This window comes from Cellulomonas sp. URHD0024, assembly GCF_000426185.1.
Lineage (GTDB): Bacteria > Actinomycetota > Actinomycetes > Actinomycetales > Cellulomonadaceae > Cellulomonas.
Genome location: NZ_AUEW01000001.1, coordinates 623,176 through 643,334, shown reverse-complemented (window position 1 = coordinate 643,334; position 20,159 = coordinate 623,176). Strand labels below are relative to the sequence as shown.

Genomic DNA, 20,159 nt, shown 5'->3' with positions numbered 1-20,159 from the left:
GCAGAGCGGCGTGTCCGCTCGTGACGACGTCGTCACCGTCCTTCGGAGCAGGACCACCACGCCAGTTGCCCGGGGCCTGCACCGCGACCGCCTGACCGTGCGGTTGCTCGGCCCGCGGGCTCCCGGCCTCGTCCTGGTGGCGGCTCCGGCAGGCTGCGGCAAGACGACGCTCCTGACCCATGCGGCCGCCCGTGCCAACCGGCCGGCGGCGTGGCTCACCCTCGACCCGGCTCTCGGGTCGGTCCACGTGTTCCTCGCTCATCTTCGTCTTGCCTGCGCACCCCTGGGGGTGGCCGGCGGGCCGCCCTGGCGAGAGATCGACGAGGCGCTCGACGCGCTCGAGGCGGTGGCGGGTCCGGGCCTTCTCGTCCTCGACGAGCTGCAGTCGCTCGACGGTTCGCCGGCAGCGCCCTTGGTGACGCACCTCCTCCAGCACCAGCCCGACACCGTGCGTGTCCTCGTGGGGTCGCGGACAACGCCGGCCGTGGTGCTCGCCCGGCGGCTCGCTGGCAGCGTGGACGTCGTGCTCGAGGACGACCTGCGGTTCCGCGCCTGGGAGGTCGAGGAGCTGTTCCGGCAGTGTCACGGCATGCGGATGCCGGCGCCCGAGGCGGCGCACCTCGCCAGCCGCACCGGAGGCTGGGCGGCGGGGCTCGAGCTGTTCCACCTGGCCACGCGGGGACGACCGCCGTCGGTGCGCGCTCGCGTGCTGGGGGCGGGCAGCGGACCGCTGTCCGGCGACTACCTGGCGCGGCACGTGCTGGACGAGATCCCGGCGGACCTGCGGGAGTTCCTGCGGGACACGTCGGTGCTCAGCCGGCTCACCGGTGCCCGGTGCGATGCGCTGCTGGGTGCACAGGACGGCGGGGCGCACCTCGCGGCTGCGCACCGGCTCGGGCTGCTCACCGAAGCGGTCGACGTGGACGGCCTGACGTACACGTGCCACGACGTGATGCGCTCGCACCTGCTGGGCGTCCTCGCCGACGTCCAGGGCGGTACCCGCGCGCGCGCCCTGCACGTCCGGGCGTCCCAGCTCGCGTTCGAGGCGGCGGAGTTCGACGACTCCCTGCGGGCCTCCTGCCGCGCGCAGGACTGGGAGACGGCCCGTCGGATCCTCGCCGTGGCGGGCGGTGACCTCGCGGACCGCCCGGGTGCCTGGATCGACATGCTCCCGTCGGTGATCCGCGACACCGACCCGTGGGTGGCCCTCGCCCTGGCCCGGCGGCTCGTCGTCGAAGGAGATCTCGACGGCGCGGTCGAGGCGTACCGCCGCGCCGCGAGCCGCCCGTGGACGGGCACGGACAGTGCGGCGGTCGACCGTGAGCTGCGCATGGTGCAGACCTGGCTGAACCCTCCGCTGGGCGTCGTCGACGACTGGGTGGCGCGCGCGCGCGACGCGTTCGTCGTGCCGCGTCGTCGGCCGGACCGGTTGCGACGCGACGCCTCGCCGGACCCCCGACGTGAGCTGGCCGGGGCGGTCGCCGACCTCGTGGCGGGCGACCTGGCGGCGGCCACACGTGGGTTCGCGCGGGTGGCCCAGAACGTCGGAGACGGTCCGACCCTCGAGGCGCTCGCCCTGCTCGGTGAGGCGGTGAGCCTGTCGTGGGCGCTGCGTGCCGAGGCGGCCGAGGCCCGGGAGCGGGCGGGTGCAGCAGCGAAGAGCTCGGGCGCACCGGCTCTCGAACGGCTCGTGGACGGCCTGGAGCTCGCGTGCAGGCCGGGGTCGGACGGTGCGGCGCTCGCGCACCTGCGGTCGGCGGCGCGGGCGGGCGGCGACCGGTGGGGGGCCGCGCTGCTCGCCCTGTTCGAGGCGATGGGTCGTCTCGCCGGCGGTCGCCTGCGCCCGTCCGACGTGTCGGCTCTCCGTGCCGACGTGGCGGAGCTCGCGGCACCCGCCCTGCTGACCTGGTGCGACGTGCTCGACGCGTGGGTTCGGACACCCGTCGACTCGTTCGAGACCGTCGTCCGCGACGCCGCCCAGGTCGGGCCGCTCGCGCACGCCGCGGCGGTCGCGGCCACCGGGTCCACCCTCGACCGCACCTGGGCGCTGCGGCTCGCCGCCTCGTGCGACGGTGCCCGCTGGCTGACGCTGGCGCTGCGGGCCCGCGACGCCGCAGCCGGTCCGGTGCCCGAGAGGACCGTGCCCCGGCTCGAGGTGCGGTGCCTCGGCGAGTTCCTCGTGCTGCGGGACGGTGTGCCGACCGACCTCGGTGCGCTGCGCCCGCAGCACCGGGCGGTCCTTCGGGCGCTGTGCGTGCATGCGCCCGCGGCGGTCCATCGCGACCGGCTCGTCGAGTGGTTCTGGCCCGACAAGGACGTCGAGCGGGCGCAGCACAGCCTTCAGGTGGCGGTGAGCGCGCTGCGTCGGATCCTCGACCGGCCCGGCGCGCCGGTGTCGGCGTCGTACGTCCGGCGTGTCGGCGCCGGGTACGCACTGGTCCTCGATGCGAGCGACCGGCACGACGCCCGCGGGCTCCAGGAGACCCTGCACCGCGGCGACTCGGCGCGGGCCCGGGGTGACCGCGCCGCGGCCGAGCGCGCCCTCGCCGAGGGCATCGCGCAGTACCGCGCCGACCTCCTGCCGGACGACGGGGGCGCGGAGTGGGTGGCTGACGAGCGTGACGGTCTGCGGTCCGCCGTACTGCGGTCGTGCGAGGTGCTGGCCCTGCTGCGCGCGGAGGGCGGCGACGCCCGGGGCGCTGTGGACGCCGCCCGGCAGGGACTGGTGATCGACCGTTACCGCGACGAGCTGTGGCAGCTGCTCGTCGACGCCCTGGAGGCCGACGGGCAACCGGCGGCCGCTGCGGCAGCGGGGCGCGACTACGCGGACGTGCTGGCAGAGCTCGACGTGCCGGTCAGTCACCGACCCGGCGCACGGTCGCCGGCACGTGCACGGGCTTGACGTCGTCCACGACCGACCGCACGAGGTCGAGCAGCGCGTCCGGATCGGGCTCGTCTGCCGCGATCCGCACGTCGACCTCCAGGCGTGGCAGCGAGGTGCCGGGCAACGGCGCGTGAGGTCGTCGGCTCCACGAGACGCCGCCGTTGTCGCGCACCTCCGGCGTGAGCCCCGTGCACGCTCGCACGGCCGCGACGACCCCGCCGGTGGTGCCGCGACCGAGCATCGCCTCGGTGACGTCCCCCAGGCGCGCGCGCAGGTCGTCTGCCGATCTCCGGGCAGCGATCCCTGGGGCGAGCCACGAGACGACCCAGCGGGCGAAGTCGTCGGGCGCGTAGCGCGGGTCGACGTAGGCGTCCAGCGCGTCGAGCAGCACGGTCACGGGCGCCAGGACGTCGTCGAAGGCCTCGACCAGGTTCACGGTCAGCTCACTGCCGACGAAGGCCGCGGGCAGCCCGGTCAGCAGGGACGTGTGCACGGGCGTCGCCGTCCCGCTCAGCGTCCGCATCACACGGCCTGGTCGACGACGACCGAGTGCTCGACGCTCAGCACCACGTGCGTGTCGTCGAGGTCGATCCGGTCCTGCGGTGCGGAGATCGACCCGTCGAGCGGGTTGGCCCGGCAGAGGACGACCGCCTCGACGAAGTCCAGCCCGGGCACCCGCCCGAGGACCCCGTGCACCTCGCCCGGCTGCACCGGTCGCCCCAGCGGCCATCCCGTGCCGTCGGGGCCGCCGGTCAGCGGGTCGTAGTAGCGGTACAGCGCGGTCAGGCACGCCCGCTCGAGCTCGGCCGGCTCGGAGTCGGGACGTGCCCGGACCCGCGCGTCGATGCGGATGCCGACATAGCTGGGCGGCTCGACGCTGATCCGGACCCCGACCACCCGCGTCTCGTCGAGCGCCCGCAGGACGCGGTCGCGTGCGCTGTCCGGCAGCTGCAGGTCGCGCAGGGCGGTTGGCCCGTCGCTCGGCTGGACCGCCGGGATCGCGAGCACTCGGACGCTGCCCGCGTCCGCGCCCTCGGTGACCGGGACGCAGTGCACCCGGGCGAGCTCGGGGGCGGTCCGCCGGACGATGTCGACGTAGTCCTCTGCCGTGACCGCGCGACCGCGGCTGCGCAGCTCGAGCGGACCGCGGCGGCGCGCGTTCTCTACCGTCTCGCCGTCGACGCCCCCCGCGGCGGCCCTGCGGTTGTAGACCGACGCGACGTAGGGGATCGACGTCCGCAGCACGGCGATCGCGCGGGCGGCCACGTTCCCGCCGGCGCCGCCGCCGGTGCGGTACTGCCGCACCCGCAGAGTCGACCCGCGCGGCGGGATCGCGCCGAACCGTCGTTCCGACCCGTCCTCGAGTCGGACGGCCGGTCCGAACCGCACCTCGCCCGTCGACCGGTCGAGCACGACGTGGGGGTCGTCGGGCGAGCTTGCAGCGAAGTCGTCGACCGCGATCCACGGGGTCTGTGCCCCCGGGGCCGACACGACGTCGACGACGAAGGCCTCGTCGGCGTCCAGGACCACCGGCGGGTAGGCGACGTGCATGACCTGGCCGGTCGTCCCGTCGCTCGTTCCGAGCGTCTCGTCGAGGACACGCTCGGCGTTCACGGCCTCCACGTCGCCGCCGATCGTCGCCGCCGTGACCGAGACCAGCACGGGCGACGACCGGTACGGGCGGGCGACCGGCACCACCCGGCAGCGCAGCCACGCCGCCGAGATGCCCGCGACGTTCGACTCGTCGTGCCCCGGCGGGACGTGGATCTCGATGCCGCCCGAGACGTTGAGCCCGAGGGTGTCGTCGCGCTCGAGCTCGCACGGTTCCCAGCCGTCCGGTGTCCAGGCCTCCCAGACGAGCGGGGGGTGTCGCGGGTCGATGCCGAACCCGCCGATGGAGCAGACGACCTGGACCAGGACCAGGTTCGACGGGGCCGGATGGTCCAGGCCGAGGTAGAGCGCGTCGTTGACGCCCGGCGTGGAGCTGAAGGCGAGGAAGCCGTCGCCGAGGCCGAGCCCGGACGTGCGGTCCGTGGCCTCGCCGCCCGCCGGCATGGTGAGCACGGTCCGCGAGGCGCCCGGCGAGATGTCGAGGTCGCGCAGGGTGGTGAACCCGACGGCGTCCTGCGCGACCGTGCGACGCGTCGAGACGACGGTGCCCGCGGGGATGCGCACGACGTCACCGTGGTGCGACGAGAGCCGGAACGACACCTCGGTGCGGGCGGCAGAGGGTGGGTAGAGCTGCACGCCGACGAGGTCGAGGAACGCGACGTGCAGCCGCTCGGGCACGCGGTTCACGCGGTACAGCAGCAGCTCGGTCATCCAGGCGAACGTCTCGACCAGCGTGATGCCCGGGTCGGACACGTTGTGGTTGGTCCACTGCGGCGATCGCCGCGCGATGTTCCGCTTGGCCTCGTCGACGAGGTCCTGGAACGTGCGGTCGTCCAGGCGCGGTGTGGGCAGGTTCATCGGGCTCCCTTCACGAGGCCACCGACGCGGGCAGCACGGGCAGCGCGTCCTCGCGCTCGGGGATGACGTAGAAGGGGAACACGAGGTTGCGTCGGTCGTTCGTCGAGCGCACCGAGTACAGGATGTCGATCCACAGCGTCGCGGGTTCGTCGGCGTCGGTGGAGACCACCACCTGCTCGACGACGACACGCGGCTCCCATCGGGTGAGCGCGGTCTGCACCTCGGCGGCGACGAGGCCGGCCGTCGTCGCGTCGCCGGACGCGAACACGAACTGCGCCAGGCGCGCCCCGAACTCCGGTCGCATCGGACGCTCGCCCGGCGTCGTCGACAGGATCAGGTACATCGCCTGCTCCAGCTCGGTCGTGCCGTGGGCGAGCGCGATGGCGCCGGTCTGGTCGGTCTCGATCGGCCAGTGCCAACCGGCGCCGACGAAGCTGTTGGTTCCGCTCATGTCTCCTCCTCACGACCCGACGATGACGCTCGTACCGGTGCCCATGACCTTGGGCGAGGACGTCACGCATCCTGAGACCGTGCACCCCGTGTAGGCGGCGCCCTTTCCGTCGAACAGCACGGTCCCGCTGCCGGTGGAGACCTTGCCCTCCTGCGTCGTCGGGACGAACTTCTGGTCAGACGGGTGGAGCCCGACGTGCGGAGGGAGGTTGTACCCGGAGCTGCCCTCGACGGCCGCCGGCTTCCCACCGATCTGCACCGTGCTCGCGAGGGAGGAGGTCAGCGGTGCGGTGAACGGCATCGGGGGCCCCGGCATCGGCGAGCCCGTCGGCCCGGGGATCTTGTGCCCCGAGCACAGGCCCATGATCTTGTCGCCCGCGACGACCGCTGCTCCGCCCATGTCCGTCCGTCCTCTCGCCTAGTTGAGCTTGATCTGCGTGCCCTTGACGGTGACGTTGCCGCTGCGCGCCTCGAGCGTCAGCCCGCTGCCCGCCGAGATCGTCGCGGCACCGTCCGAGTGGAGCGTGAGGTCGCCCGTCGAGGTGACCTTGGCGTCGCCCTTGGCCTCGACCGTGACGTCGCCCTCGGCCTTGACGACGAGCGAGCCGTCGGAGGTCTTCATGACGAGGCTGACCTTGTCCTCGCCCGTGCGCAGCTCGACGCTCTCCTCGCCCTGCTTGTCGCTGAGCACCACCTCGTGGCCGGTCCGGCTGCGCCATACGCGCGTCACGACGGCGCCGCCGGAGTCGACCGCGTCGTCGCGCGGCGGCTTGTCCTTGCCGTTGAACAAGCCGCCCAGCACGTACGGCCGGCGTTGGTCGCCCTGCTCGAACCCGACCAGCACCTCGTCGTCCACCTCCGGCAGCAGCTGCCAGCCGCGGTCGTTCCCGGCGCCCAGCTGCAGGACGCGGACCCAGTCCGACTCGAACTGGTCGTCGAGCCAGGGGAACCGCACCTTGACCCGGCAGGCGTTCTCGGGGTCGGCCACGTTGGTGACGATGCCGACGACCAGTCCGGCGACGCGGTCGTTGCCTGGTCGGCTGCCCGAGCGGACCAGCCCGAGCACGGACCGGTCGTGCGCACCGCTGGCCGTGAAGGAGGTGCGGTAGCTGCGCGCGTCCCAGACGTGCTTGGCGCGCGTGACCGTGACGCGGCCGTCGAACCGTCCGCCGGTCGCTCCGATGCTCACGGCCGCGCCCGCGACGATCCGTGGGTCGCCGAGGGCCACGCCCTCGGCGTGCGCGCTGGCGGCGCCCACCTTGTCCGCGAGCGACTTGGCGGCCGCGTCGCACTCCGCCTGCTGGCCCAGGGGCACGTCCACGGTGACCGAGGTGGGGGAGCCGAACAGCTGCGCGACGGACGCCGGGGTGTCCGTCATGACGGCCGCGGTCGTCGCGGCGGACGTCGTGCCGACGAGTGCCTGCTTGGTCGCGACGTCCCAGCCTCGGACCTGGACCTGGGACACCTGCTGGGCGGCCGTCACCCGCACGGAGAGCCGCTGGAGGTTCTCGCCGGGGACGAGCTGGAGCCGACCCGTCGAGTCGTGGTCCCCCGGATCGGGCGCCGCGCTCGCGTTGGACGGGGGAGCGAAGCTCAGCTTCTCGCCGACGACGGTGACCACGCACCCGACCTCGGCTGCCCTCCGCTCGAGGAACGCGAAGTACGTCTCGTTGATCTGGGCGACGTACTCGTGGAGCACCGAGCTGCTCGCGATGTTCCCCTCCTTGAGGCCGGCATCCTTGGCGACCTTGCGGGCCACGTCGCCGTCGGTCATGTTTTGGTAGCTGACCGTGTGGAGGCCCGTGTAGAGGCCGTACGACCGGTCGTACGCGGTGATCGTCGTGAAGCCGCCGCGGTCGTCGTAGTCGTACCCGATCGCGTAGACGACGCCGTCGAAGAGCCGGTCGCCCGTGTCCTCGCCGACGCGTCCCGCGACGACCGTCAGCGTGTCGGCGAGGTCGATCCCCGTGTCGGCGAGGACCGACGTGCCCGGGTCGTCGAAGGTCAGGTGGCACGAGTCGGGACCGTGCGCGTCGGTGTCGACGACGGTCGAGCGCAGCGCCGCCGACGCGCGGGCGGTCAGCTCCGTCCCGCCGACCGAGATCACCGGTCGCGCCGCGGGTCCGGTGGCGGGGCTCATCGGACCACCCGCGCGAGCTCGGAGACGTCGGGCAGCAACAGCTCGCGCCCGGGACCGAGGCGCATGGGGTTGTCGATGCCGTTGAGCTCGGCGATCGCCCGCCACGCCCCGGGATCGCCGTAGTGGTCGTAGGCCACGGAGTGCAGCGTCTGCCCGCTGCGCAGGGTGTGCCGGCGCCGCGAGCGCTCGGCGCCGGACGTCGGGTTGGTGCCCTTGGGCTCCTGCGCGGCCGACTTCAGCGCGACGTCCGCGGTCGCGCGCAGGGGGCAGCCGTTGCGGTCGAACATCTCGACCGTCACCTTCAGCGACTCGAGGTAGCCGACGAACGACTTCTCGGTGCTGACCGACAGCACTCCCCAGGCGAACACGAGCGGCGGCGGCCCGGAGCTGGGCTTGGTGACGTCAGGGACGGTGGTCCAGCCGAGGAGCTGGTCGATCTCGGGCTGGACCCCCTTGGGCCGGTCCTTGCCGACCGCGTCGAGGAAGATCTGCACCGTGATCGAGGTGGGTCCTGCGCCGGTGAACTGCACCGGCGGGTCGGTCGTCTTCTTGGGGCTGCGGTTCCACGTCACCGCACGCGAGAACGAGATCGTCGTCGGGTTGAAGTGGAACTCGAGCCGCTTGCCGGGGTTGTCCTGCTCGGCCAGCACCGCCATCGCGCGTTCGGCACCGCTCATGGGATCACGACTCCGTCCAGCCGTCGTGGGCGAACTCGAAGACCTCCAGGGCGATCTTCCCGCTGTCCACCGCGAACGACGGCCCCTTGTAGCTCACGGGCCAGACGCCCTTGAACTCCCAGGTCACGATGGCGGTGCGGTTGTCGTTCATCGCCTTGACGGCCGCGGTGTGCGAGGCCGAGGGCATGCCCGAGGCCACCTCGCGGAACCACTGCGACAGCTCGCGGGTCCGCATGTGGACCGGTCGCGTCAGCTTGATCGTCCCCCACGAGAGCCGCCCGGGCAGCCGGTGCACGTAGCCGTTCTCCCCACCCTCCGCGTACGTCTTGATCTCGTACTGCGCCGAGAGGCCGTCGATCGCGGTGAACGAGCCGATCTCCAGGCCGTCGATGGTCACGTCGAATCTCAGGGTGTTCGCGGGGTAGTCGCTGTCGGGGCTCATGGTCGGCTCACAGGTCCGGGAGCGCGCCACGACGTTCGCGCTCGAGCAGGAGGTCCGCCCGCAGGCGGGTCTCGAGGCGGTCCCACAGCTCGTCGGCCAGAGCCGACAGGTCCTTTCCGGTGGGCGCGCCAGACGCGGCGGTCGGCCCGGCGGCGACGATCTCGCCGGGAGGAGGCGGAGTCGGAGTCGGCGCGGGCGCTGCGCTCGCCCCGGCCGGTTCGTCGTCGCGCGCGACGAGGGTCAGTGGTCCCGGTGGCGCCGCACCCGTCCGCGTCGAGGTCCGGACGCTCTGTGGCGCGCGCGCTGCGGTCGCGGTGGGTGCCGACGAGGACGCGCCGGCCCCCGGCGGCGGGACGAACCTGACCTCGTCGGGTGCGACCCACCGCGCGAGCCCCACCTCGACCGCGGCCGAACCCGGGTCGTTCGTGTCGACCGGGCTCGGCGTCCTCGCCGGCGTCGTCGACGGGGCGACGCCCGCCGCGCCGACGCTCCGGGTGATCGACGGTGCGCTCACCGGGTGGCCGAGCCCCGGCACCCGGGCCGGGTGCTCGCCGGGTACGTCGCTCACGCGTCGAGCGATCGGCGCGGAGCTGACGGTCGGGATGTTCGGGCTCGACGGCGCCGAGCCGCTCCGGGCGGCCAGCCGACCGACCGGGATGCCGAGCGGTCCGGCCGGTTGTCCGGGTGTCGACGGGACGCCAGCCGGTGCGGCCGACGGTGCGGCCGTCGTCGGGGGAACGGCCTGCGGCGTGGCGAGCGCAGGGTGGCCGAGAGACGCTCGAGGGACGTCCGGCGAGACGGGGCGCCCCAGGCCCAGCGGGCGCGTGACGACGGTCGGCACGACCGACCCCTCGGACGTCCGCTCGATCGTCGACCTCTGCGCGACGGTGCGTGCGGGCTCCGCCGGGGCGTCCGGTGCAGGTGTCGGGGTCGCGGCCGCTGCCCGACGGACGGTCGCAGGTGCGTGCGGTTCAGCGTCGACCGCACGCGTCACCGGGACGGCCGGGCGGGCGGGGGCGGTGGAGGGTGGTGTGACCGTCGCGGTGGGAGCGGGTGCGCTGGGCATGGCCCGGGGCCCGTCAGAGGGGTCCCGCGCCACCGACCGGCGGAACGGCCCGGCGGTCACGGACCGGGCGGCGACCGACCCGGCCGAGGCCGACCCAGGCGAGGCAGACCCGGGTGTGGCCGACCCGGCGGGTGCCGACGCTACGGGTGCCGACCGGGCGGAAGACGCGACGGACGACGGCCGAACGGGGCTCGGGCCACGGGAAGTCGGTCCGACGGGAGACCGGGTGACAGAGGTCGGCTCGGCGGACACCGGCGCGGACACTGACGCGGACACCGGCGCGCCGGTCGACGGCTGAGCCGCGACGTGCGGTGTCGCGGTGCGGGATACCGTCGTCGTCGTCGTCGTCGTCGTCGGCTCGGCGTGGGCGGGGGCGACGGGCCTCAGCGAGGTCCTCGCGGCGACGGGGACGGACGCCTCGCTGACGGCTGGTGCGCTCGTCGACGCGGCCGGGCGGACCGATGCCGGCGACCCAGGGGTGACCGGTGGGGCGACGGATCGCCTGACCGGTACCGCCGGTCGCCGGACGGTGGGGGTGGCGGTCGCGCCCACCGCGGCTCCCGGAACGACCGGCGCGTCCGAGCGGACGTCGCCGCCGGAGGTCGCCGACGCACGAGCGACCGCCGGCGACCCGCCCCCGGCACGCGACGGTTCCGCGGCAGGGGCGGCGTCGACGGACCGGTCCGGGCGGGGTGCGGTCGCACGCGCGACGCCGGGGGAGCCGACGCTCGGGGAGCCACCCGTGCTCGGCGGCGTGGTGCTGGACGCCCGACGGACCGACGCCCCGGCGACGGCCCTCGCAGGCGGGCTGGGCTGAGCCGACCGCTGCCGTGCGGGCTGCTCGGGCACCCGGGCGACGGCCGGCACGTCGGGACCGACGGGGGCGCTGGGCGCCGACGCCTCGACGGCGCGGGCGACCGTCTCGACGACAGGCACCGCCGAGGGGCGTGCAGCGGGCACGGACGGCGCGGACGCCGAGGACGGTGAGGACGCGAGCGCAGTAGCCGAGGCGGCGCGGGTGCGCGACGCCGGGGAGTCTCCCGACGGGCCTCGCCGCCACCGCGGGACGCGTCGGGGCGGCGCCTGCTCGAGATGCTCGCGCTGCGCGACCGGTGCGCTCGCCCGTGCGATCGGTGCGCGGACCACGCCGACCGGCCCGACGTCGACCAGATGCTCCGGCGCCCGCAGGATGACCGGCGACGAGGTCCGGGTGGACAGGCCGTGCACGAACTCGGACGTCCGGGCGACCGGTCGAAGGGACAGCGCCTGCGGGCGGAGCACGGGCAGGTTCTCCCAGGCGCGGGCGACGGCGGGCGGTGCGGGAGCCGGGGCGGGTGCCGGCGCCGGAGCCGCCGGAGCGGAGAAGGGCCATCGCATGGCTACGGCCCTCCTTCCTCCGTGTCGTCGTCAGCGGCCTCCACCATCCGGCGGGCATAGGCCAGGAAGTGCTGCCTGTCGGGGTGCTCCAGGTCCAGGAGCGTGTCGAGCGGCCAGTGCAGGACGGCTGCCAGGTACGCGACCTCGTCGAGCAGGTCCGGGGTCGCGTACGTCAGGATTCCCCCGGGGCACCACCTGCCAGGTCCACCGCGAACGCCTCGTGGCAGGCGGGGCACTCGACCTCCGTGGTGGTCCGACCTTCGGAGTTGATCCGTCGGTACAGGTCCTGCAGGAACGCCAGGTCCGGGGTGAACAGGCCCTCGATGACGTTGACGTTGATGGTCGACAGGTCGCCCAGCCGGGTCACCGTCCGCGCCAGCAGGATCACCGTCAGGTACGCCTCGTTGTCCCGCACGCGAGGGTCGCGGAGCGGCGCGATCTCGTCGCGGGCCCGGGCCAGGCGCATGGTGCCGTTCCGGTGGATCTGACCGTCGTCCGAGGCGAAGCCCAGGGGCAGGACGAAGTCGAACTCCGTCTGGAGGCCCGTCTGGGCCGTCGTCGTCACGGCGGTCATGCCAGCTCGAGACCTTCGTGGACGAGGGTGACCTCCTCCACGGCGATCTCCGTGCCGCCTGCCTGCAGGCCGCTGATCGAGAGCGCCGACGGCCAGCAGTTGAGGAGGTTCACGCGGAACTTCTCCGTCAGGTCGTAGTCCATGAGGACGATCGACGCGTTGCGACGGGCCTTGTCGATCTTGCCGTCGTGCACCTCCTTGACCCACGCCCACCACCCGGTGTCCGTCGTGATCCCGCGCTTGAGCGTGACCGGGTTGTTCTTGCGGACGCCGGGCACGGGCTTGTTGATCGGGATGCCCTTGGCCTTGTTCTCCTGGTGCTCGATCACCGAGATCTCGAGCTTGAGGCCGGACACCTCCTTGAACTGGATGAGGGTCACGTTGTCGATCTCGACGTGGAACGCGTAGCTGGACAGTGCGTCGTCGCCGATGGCCATGGCTGTGCTCTTTTCGCTCCGGCTATTCCTGGACCGCGCCGCCGGTCGGCAGCTGGCTGATGCGGAAGACCACGAACTCGGCGGGCTTCACCGGTGCGATTCCCACCTCGATGACGACGAAGCCGGCGTCGATGACGTCGGGCGGGTTCGTCTCGGCGTCGCACTTCACGTAGAACGCCTCGTCCGGGGTGGTGCCGAACAGGGCGCCGTCGCGCCAGAGACCCAGCAGGAAGCCTCGGATGGTGCGACGCAGGCGCTGCCAGAGGTCCTGGTCGTTGGGCTCGAAGACGGCCCACTGCGTGCCACGCAGGATGCTCGACTCGATGAAGTTGAACAGCCGACGCACGTTGATGTAGCGCCAGGACTGGTCGGAGGCGAGCGTGCGGGCGCCCCAGACGGTGATGCCGAGCCCGGGCATGTTCCGGATCGCGTTGATGCCGGCCGGGTTGAGCATGTCGTGCTCGGCCCGGGTCAGCCCGCGCTCGACCTCGAGCGCCCCGAGGACGACCTCGTTGGCGGGCGCCTTGTGCACGCCGCGGTAGTCGTCGGACCGGCCCCAGATCCCCGCGACCGCACCGCTCGGCGGGAACAGCCGCGAGTGCTTGACCAGCGGGTCGTAGAACGACAGCCACGGGTAGTACACCGTGGCGAACGCCGACGTGAACTGCGTCTTCTCGGTGACCCACTCGTGCACCTGCTGCGCGGACAGTCCGCTCGGGGTGTCCAGGATCGCCATGCGGTCCTGCCGGGACTCGCAGTGCGCGACGATCGCGCCCTGGACGGTCTTGACGCCGTCGGCGTCGATCTGGCCGGCCTCGTACGCGCCGAGGAGGTCCGGGACGATCACCATCGTGACGTCGTCGAGCGCCTCCAGACCGGCGATCCCTGACCGTGCGGTGACGTCGCCGAGGTAGTCGTCGGGCGTCAGACGCGCCGGCAGGGTGGCGCCCCCCGTCAGGACGATCTCGCCCGTGGCGGGGACGCGCTCGGCGATCGAGGCGTTGCCGTGCTCGGAGATCGAGATCAGCTGCGACTCCGCCACGGCGGTCACCACGTTGTTGCCACCCTTGCGGGGCGTGACGTTCTCGTACCGTTCCACCTGGTCGCCCCGTCGGACGACGAGGGTGAAGGCTTCGTCGGGTGCGCGCTCGCCCTCGCCCTCCTGCTGCTCGGGCTCCGGGCGCGGCTCGACGGTGACGCTGATCTGGTCGCCCTCCTGGCCGGAGGACCTGGCCTCGATGCGGAAGACGCTCTGGCCGGCGCGGGTCGCGCTGGTGAGCTCCGCCGACGCCTTCCGGCTCGTCTCGGAGTCGAGCGAGCCGATGCGCGTGATGTAGGCGGCACCGCCGCCGTTGTTGAAGAACTGGTAGACGGCCTGCGGCAGGTAGGCGCCCTCGACCCAGGTTCCGAACGTCGTCGTGAACTGGGTCCAGTTGGTGACGAGCGTCGCCGTGTCGAACGGCCCGTTCGCCGTGACGCCGATGAATGCCGCGATCGCGGTACCGACGCCCTGGATGGGGCGTGAGCCGGTCGGCATCTCCTGCACGTAGACGCCAGGGGACCGGATGCTGCTGAGCGTGGCCATGACCAACCCTTCCGTCGGCTCGGAGTCCGTTGATCCACGGTCGTCGTCCCTGCGGCCGGGTGGAAGTGTCCGGCGCGTGCGCCAAGGGGCGCACCTGACTGCCCACTCGGGCAGTCCCCGGGGCAATGGCAGGTGAGGTGCTGGTCGCGGCCGGTCCCGATGCACTACTACGGGATGGTGACGCCCTGGGAGCGCTACGCCGACCTCGTGCTGCAGCGTGAGGCCGCGCTCTGCCGTGTGGTCTCCGGCGTTCCGCCGCGGGACTTCGCCGGCATGTACGTCGCCGACGAAGAGCTCGACGCGTTGCTGCGCGGGCTCCCGGGTCTCGACGGACCCGAGGCCGAGGCGGTCGCGCCGATCCGGCGGGCGTTCGCACCGGTCGTCGCGCTGGCGCGCAAGCAGCTGGCCGCGTGGGCCATGCGTTCGAACGACCCGCTCGCGCGCATCGCCCGCAACGCCGACCTGACGCGCGGCGATCTCGAGGTCCTGGCGTTGCTGACGGCGGTCGAGGTGGACCCGCGACGGCAGCGGCTCGTCGCCTACGTGCAGGACTCGGTCCAGCTGCCTCGTCTGACGCACGCGTCGCTCGCCCGACTGCTCGGACCTGATCACCCCGGCGCGCGAGCGGTCGCGCCGGGGTCGCCGCTCCGGACCGCCGAGCTCGTCGTCGCCGACGCCCCGGCGCCCTGGGCGGTGCAGATGTGGGGGGTCGCGGCGCGGGTCGTGTGGTCCGTGCTCGGCGCCGACTCACCCGACCCCGGACTGCCTCCGCGCGCTCGACTCCTGCCCGGCGCCGGCAAACCACCCAGATCGGCGCGGGCCGGGCCGCGCGCGGTGCTCGTGCACGGCGCCGACCCGGAGAGCCGACGACGCGCGGTCGCAGCCGAGCTGCCGGGTATCCCGCTGCTGGTCAGCGCTGTGCCGAGCGACGACGTGCAGTGGTCCGCGGTCGTCCGGGAGGCGGTCGTGAACGGTGCCGCCGTCGTCCTCGAGGTGACGGCACCGCCGGACGCGGCGGCCGCCGCCCGGATCGAGGCGGTGCCGACCGTCTCGGTGGCGCTGTCGTCGAGACGTGAGCTGCCGCTGGAGTCGCTGCCGGAACGACGCTGGCGTGAGCTCGACGTGCTCGACGGTGAGGCCGGCCCGCAGGACTGGCTGGCGGCCACCGGGTCCCTGGACGACGACGGCCAGCGCCTCACGCGGGAGCAGCTACGGCTGCTGACCACGATCGCCGGACCGGACGCCGTGCACTCCACCGTCCGACGACTGGCCGGGGGGCACCTGGACGGTCTCGCGCTGCGGGTGCGACCGCGACGCGGTTGGGGCGACCTGGTCCTTCCCGACCCGCAGCAGGGACAGCTCCACGAGCTCGCGGCTCGATACCGCCAACGCCGCACGGTGTTCGGCGACTGGGGGTTCCCGGCGGTGCCGTCGGCGGGGGTCGTCGCACTCTTCGCCGGACCCTCCGGCACAGGCAAGACGCTCGCGGCGGAGGTCGTCGCGGGTGAGCTCGGGCTCGACGTCTACAAGGTCGACCTGTCGGCCGTGGTCAGCAAGTACATCGGCGAGACCGAGAAGAACCTCGAACGGATCTTCGCGGCCGCCGGAGCAGGCGACGTGGTCCTGTTCTTCGACGAGGCCGACGCGCTGTTCGGTCGGCGCTCCGAGGTGTCGAGCGCGCACGACCGGTACGCCAACATCGAGGTCGCCTACCTCCTGCAGCGGCTCGAGACGTTCGACGGCCTGGTGGTGATGGCCACGAACCTGCAGCGCAACATCGACGACGCGTTCCTGCGGCGGATCGGTGTGGCCGTGACGTTCACGGCGCCCGACGACGAGCAGCGTCGCCGCATCTGGGGGCTCGTGTTCCCGCCCGAGGCCCCGGTCGAGGACCTCGATCTGGACTTCCTCGCCCGGCAGTTCAAGGTCACCGGTGGCGTGATCCGAGGCGCCGCCCTGGGTGCCGCGTTCACGGCCGCCGACGAGGGTGGGGCCATCACGATGGAACGCGTCGTCATGGCCATGCAGCGCGAGTTCGTCAAGCTCGGTCACCTGTCCACGCCCGTCGAGTTCGAGCGGTACTTCGACGTCGTCCGGTCAGGGCGGTAGGGCCGTGCCGACGCCGACCAGGACGATGGAGCCCGAGCGGACGGCGGCGCCCGACGCGCTCCGGACGCCGGTCTCGCGCAACCCGCTCGGCGCGGGAGCGTCGAACGCGAGCCTCGCACGGCTCGCGCGGGCCGGCGGTTCGCTCGCCACGCAGGGCGCACCGACCGGGCCCGCTCCGGCCAACAGGATCGCGCGCGCGACCCTCGGCGTGACACACCCGAACGACCCGGCCGAACGGGAGGCGGCGCAGGTCGCCTCCGACATCGTGCACCGCCGTGCGGCCGTCGTGGTCCCCGGTGTGCCCCCTGCGGCGCCACCACCGCCAGCGCGTGCGCCCCTCGTCGCGCGCGACGACGACGGCGCGCCGGCCGTTCCCGCTCAGGACGGGTCGGTCGCCGAGCACGCCGAGGCCGTGGCCGCGGGTGGCCAGGTCGACGTCTCCCCGCACGTCCACTCGTTGCTGGGCAGTCCCGGCACCGGTGCTCCGCTGGATCCGGCCGTGCAGGTGCGGGTCGAGCAGCACCTCGGTGTGGACCTCGGCGCGGTCCGCGTGCACCAGGGCCCCGAGGTCAGCGCCGCGGCCGCCGAGCTCCAGGCGCGGGCCTTCACCGTCGGCGCCGACATCTTCCTGGGCGAGGGCCAGTCGGCGGCCGACCTGGAGCTGATGGCGCACGAGGCCACGCACGTCGTCCAGCAGCAGGCGGTCGGGGTCTACCGGGCCGACGTCGCCCGGCTCGCCCTGGGCACGCTCATGCCCGACTGGCTCATCAAGGACTTCCAGGCGCTGCCGGGGTACGGGGTCGTGACGGTCGTCGTGGGCAGCGACCCGATCACGGGCGAGTCCGCGGCCGCGAGCCGCCAGTCGTTCGTCGAGAAGCTCTTGTCGTACGGACCGTTCGGGGCTGCGGTCGGGCCGCTGCTGCAGACCGTCAAGGTGCTCGACGACGTCTTCACGATGATCAGCGACGGCCTGGCCAACCACAACCTCACGTTCGGCCGGGTGATGCACGACTTCGAGGCCGCCTGGGACGAGATGAAGATCGTCGAGGGCGTCGACTACAACGTCGCGATCGCGCGCAAGTACCTGAACGGGATCGTCAGCGACCTCAAGGCGTTCCTCGGCGAGATCGCGGCCACGGTGATCGCGAAGGTCCGAGCCGTCCTGGCGAAGGTCGCCGAGCCGTTCCTCGAGAAGGAGAGCATCGCCCCGTACTGGAACCTCGCCAAGAAGGTCCTGCACACCAACCCGTTGACCGGCGAGGACGTCCCGGCGACGCCCGTCGAGATCCTCACCGAGTTCCTCAAGGTCCTGCACCAGGACGACGTGCTCGCCCAGATGACCGAGCGCGGCACGCTCCAGGAGACCGCGGACTGGGTCGGCAGCAAGATCGACCAGTTCAAGGGGATCATCAGCGAGATCGGCGGGCTGCTCAGCAAGGCCGGGGACGCGCTGACGCCGGCCAACCTCCCGAACCTCCTGGACACGCTTCCGGCCCTGGCCGACCAGGCCTGGGGGATCGTCAAGAAGATCGGCGACTTCGCCCAGGACGTCATCAAGCAGGTCCTCGTCCTGGTCAAGAAGTCGCTGCTGGCGTGGCTGTCGACGCACGCCCAGAAGATCCCCGGCTACGAGCTGCTCACCGTCATCCTCGAGAAGGACCCCTTCACCGAGGTGGCGGTGCCGCGCACCGCCGAGAACCTCATCAAGGGGTTCATCCTCCTGCTGCCCGGCGGCGACGGCATGTACAAGAAGCTCGCCGAGTCGGGCGTGATCGCCGACGCGGCCGGCCGGATCACGTCGGCCATGGAGTCGCTGAACATCTCCTGGAAGACGATCACCGACACGTTCCTCGGCATCTGGAACCTGGTGACGCTGGAGAACCTGCTCAAGCCCATCGAGACGTTCCAGAAGATCATGGACGAGTTCGGTGGCCCGCTCGAACGGATCATCACGTTCGCGGCCGTCGTCATCCAGGTCGTCGTCGAGCTGATCCTGCGGTTGATGAACTTCCCGCCCGAGCTGCTCGGGCACATCATCGACCAGGCGATGTCGGCGATCGACGACATCAAGAAGGACCCGATCGCGTTCCTGATGAACCTCATCGAGGCGATGAAGCGCGGGTTCAGCGCCTTCTTCGACAAGGTTGCGGACTACCTGCTCAAGGGCCTGGCCGACTGGATGTTCCGCGGCCTCAAGACGATCGGCGTCCAGGTGCCGACCGAGCTGTCCGTCCAGGCCGCGATCACGCTGGTGATCCAGGTCTCCGGCATCACGGTCGAGAGCCTGTGGAAGAAGCTCGCCGACAAGATCGGCCAGGAGACGGTCGACAAGATCAAGGGCGCCATCGAGCTGGCGGGCGAGGCGTTCGCCTTCCTCAAGGACATCCAGGAGCGGGGCTTCGAGGCGATCTGGGACAAGATCAGCGAGCAGCTGAGCAACCTGTGGGACCTGATCTTCGACTCGGCCAAGCAGTGGATCATGAAGGAGGTCGTCGACAAGGCGGTCGCCAAGGTCCTCTCGATGCTCGACCCGACCGGCGTCATGGCGGTCGTGAACAGCGCCATCGCGATCTTCAAGGGGATCCAGTCCGTCCTCGACTACGTGCGGGAGCTCCTGGAGCTCGTCGACAGCTACGTCTCGACGGTCGCGTCGATCGCCAAGGGTGACGTGGCGCCCGGCGCCGCCATGCTCGAGAAGGGCCTGGCCGGCTCGGTCCCGGTCGCGATCGGCTTCCTGATGAACCAGGCAGGGCTCGGCGACGTGCCCGACGAGGTCAAGAAGATCGTCCTGGGTCTGCGCGTCAAGATCGACGAGGCCATCGACTGGCTGCTCGACAAGGCGATCGCGCTGGGCAGGGCCGCACTGGACGCACTGGGCCTGGGAGGTGACAAGGACAGCGATATCGATCCGGCCAGGTTCGACAAGCCCTTCGTCGTGGACGAGGAGGTCGAGGAGGTTGACGAGACGCATCACGTCAGGTCGGACGGGCCCGACGGTGCGCTCGTGCTCCACAGCGACCCTGTCCCCGTCTCGCTGATGCCCGACGCCCCGAAGTTCCAGGCGGAGGTCGACGCCTACATCGCCGCCAAGAAGGCGTACGACGACGAGCGCGCCAAGGTCCCGAGGGATGTGAAGAAGCTCGGACCGCTCCTCACGGCACTCGACAAGGCGACGATCGACCTCGTCGCGAAGGTACGCGCCTTCGCGATCCTCAACCCGGGCGCGAGTGCTCCGGGTGTCGGGACCAAGGAGAAGCACGGGCTCCAGGGACAACGGATCGTCAGCAAGGCCCAGCACCCGAAGGCCAGGGCGCCCGGACCTCTGATCTGGCAGACGCGGTCCGAGCACGTGCTCCCGTTCCGTAGCGGGTCGTTGCTCTGGCACGCGCTCGGGGCCGACCTGCCGGACCGTGGATCAGGCCTCGACAAGAACCAGACGACGATCGTGACCTATCAGGGTGCTGCGGCTCGCAAGGACTCGAAGGACTACGGCGACGTCGTCGCCGCCAAGTCGAAGGCGGCCTCCGCGTACAAGGACCTCAAGACGGCGATCGAGGTCGAGCTGGACACTGAGAAGGTGAGCGGCGGCACGGGTGGCCAGGGCATGCAGCATGCCATCACCAACTTCCGGGAGTTCATGTACTGGTTGCACCAGGAGATCGCGAAGGCCAGCGGCGACGCTGTCACGGACACGACGTTGTTCGTGTCGCAGGAGAGCAACGACATCGATTCGGCGGTCTCCAGCCAGACGAACAGCGTCCGGCGGGGCCCAGCAAACAGTCCGGAGCCTGTGATTCCCGACGGTAGCGAGATCAAGGCGGCCGCCGACGAACAGCTCGCCGACGTCCGCGCCATGCTGGTGGAGGCGTGGATGGCTCGAGTCCAGAACCTCGGGCTGACGCCTGAGGTCATCGATGCGTTGGAGATCTCCTCGGAGTGAGGTCGTAGA

General features: G+C 72.2%; 15 protein-coding genes. 4 read left to right on the top strand and 11 right to left on the bottom strand.

The annotated features are described in order from the left end of the window. Positions 1–10: 10 nt before the first annotated feature. Positions 11–2,902 carry a BTAD domain-containing putative transcriptional regulator gene (locus tag I847_RS21650; RefSeq protein ID WP_051274403.1) on the top strand — a complete coding sequence of 964 codons (2,892 nt, stop codon included), beginning with the start codon at positions 11–13 and terminating at the stop codon, positions 2,900–2,902. On the opposite strand, the gene I847_RS21645 is transcribed toward I847_RS21650, so the two are convergent. Genes I847_RS21645 through I847_RS21640 form a run of 8 tightly spaced genes read right to left on the bottom strand, consistent with a single transcriptional unit; the run spans position 2,856 to position 10,128 of the window. Beyond that, positions 2,856–3,407 carry a phage tail protein gene (locus tag I847_RS21645; RefSeq protein ID WP_051274402.1) on the bottom strand — a complete coding sequence of 184 codons (552 nt, stop codon included), beginning with the start codon at positions 3,405–3,407 and terminating at the stop codon, positions 2,856–2,858. The genes I847_RS21650 and I847_RS21645 overlap by 47 nt on opposite strands. Then, entirely contained in the window at positions 3,407–5,353 is a 1,947-nt protein-coding gene (locus I847_RS0103060) for a putative baseplate assembly protein (protein WP_028048512.1), read from the bottom strand. The genes I847_RS21645 and I847_RS0103060 overlap by 1 nt, the downstream gene beginning before the upstream one ends. 10 nt (positions 5,354–5,363) lie before the next feature. Continuing rightward, positions 5,364–5,804 (bottom strand): GPW/gp25 family protein, encoded by a 441-nt coding sequence (locus tag I847_RS0103055; RefSeq protein WP_028048511.1) that lies wholly within the window; start codon positions 5,802–5,804, stop codon positions 5,364–5,366. 9 nt (positions 5,805–5,813) lie between these two features. Then, positions 5,814–6,203, bottom strand: coding sequence for a PAAR domain-containing protein (locus tag I847_RS0103050; protein ID WP_028048510.1), 390 nt, complete (start codon positions 6,201–6,203; stop codon positions 5,814–5,816). Between the two features lie 18 nt (positions 6,204–6,221). Beyond that, positions 6,222–7,943, bottom strand: a complete 1,722-nt coding sequence (locus I847_RS0103045) for a VgrG-related protein (protein WP_028048509.1) — start codon at positions 7,941–7,943, stop codon at positions 6,222–6,224. Beyond that, complete coding sequence (locus tag I847_RS0103040; RefSeq protein ID WP_028048508.1) at positions 7,940–8,620, bottom strand: LysM peptidoglycan-binding domain-containing protein; 681 nt, start codon at positions 8,618–8,620, stop codon at positions 7,940–7,942. The genes I847_RS0103045 and I847_RS0103040 overlap by 4 nt, the downstream gene beginning before the upstream one ends. Before the next feature lie 4 nt (positions 8,621–8,624). Next, positions 8,625–9,062: a phage tail protein gene (locus I847_RS0103035; RefSeq protein ID WP_028048507.1), complete on the bottom strand. Its 438-nt coding sequence runs from the start codon at positions 9,060–9,062 to the stop codon at positions 8,625–8,627. Positions 9,063–9,069: 7 nt separating this feature from the next. Then, a complete protein-coding gene (locus tag I847_RS21640) occupies positions 9,070–10,128 on the bottom strand; it encodes a hypothetical protein (RefSeq protein ID WP_155855971.1) in 1,059 nt (352 codons plus the stop codon). Positions 10,129–10,447: 319 nt separating this feature from the next. On the opposite strand from I847_RS21640, the gene I847_RS21630 reads away from it, so the two are divergent. After that, a complete protein-coding gene (locus tag I847_RS21630; protein ID WP_028048504.1) occupies positions 10,448–10,945 on the top strand; it encodes a hypothetical protein in 498 nt (165 codons plus the stop codon). A 732-nt stretch (positions 10,946–11,677) separates the two neighbouring features. Here the strand turns inward: I847_RS21630 and I847_RS0103015 are convergent. From I847_RS0103015 to I847_RS0103005, 3 genes are read right to left on the bottom strand one after another with little or no spacing between them, the layout of a single operon-like run. Next, positions 11,678–12,079, bottom strand: coding sequence for a hypothetical protein (locus I847_RS0103015; RefSeq protein WP_028048503.1), 402 nt, complete (start codon positions 12,077–12,079; stop codon positions 11,678–11,680). Then, positions 12,076–12,516, bottom strand: a complete 441-nt coding sequence (locus I847_RS0103010) for a phage tail protein (protein ID WP_028048502.1) — start codon at positions 12,514–12,516, stop codon at positions 12,076–12,078. Before I847_RS0103010 ends, I847_RS0103015 begins: the two co-directional genes overlap by 4 nt. A gap of 22 nt (positions 12,517–12,538) precedes the next feature. Then, positions 12,539–14,101 (bottom strand): phage tail sheath C-terminal domain-containing protein, encoded by a 1,563-nt coding sequence (locus I847_RS0103005; RefSeq protein WP_034608764.1) that lies wholly within the window; start codon positions 14,099–14,101, stop codon positions 12,539–12,541. A gap of 174 nt (positions 14,102–14,275) precedes the next feature. Between I847_RS0103005 and I847_RS21620 the strand changes: the two genes are divergently transcribed. Both I847_RS21620 and I847_RS0102995 read left to right on the top strand, forming a co-directional pair. Further along, positions 14,276–16,210 carry an ATP-binding protein gene (locus I847_RS21620; RefSeq protein ID WP_034609102.1) on the top strand — a complete coding sequence of 645 codons (1,935 nt, stop codon included), beginning with the start codon at positions 14,276–14,278 and terminating at the stop codon, positions 16,208–16,210. Positions 16,211–16,214: 4 nt separating this feature from the next. Beyond that, positions 16,215–20,150, top strand: a complete 3,936-nt coding sequence (locus I847_RS0102995; RefSeq protein ID WP_028048500.1) for a DUF4157 domain-containing protein — start codon at positions 16,215–16,217, stop codon at positions 20,148–20,150. Positions 20,151–20,159 lie beyond the last annotated feature (9 nt).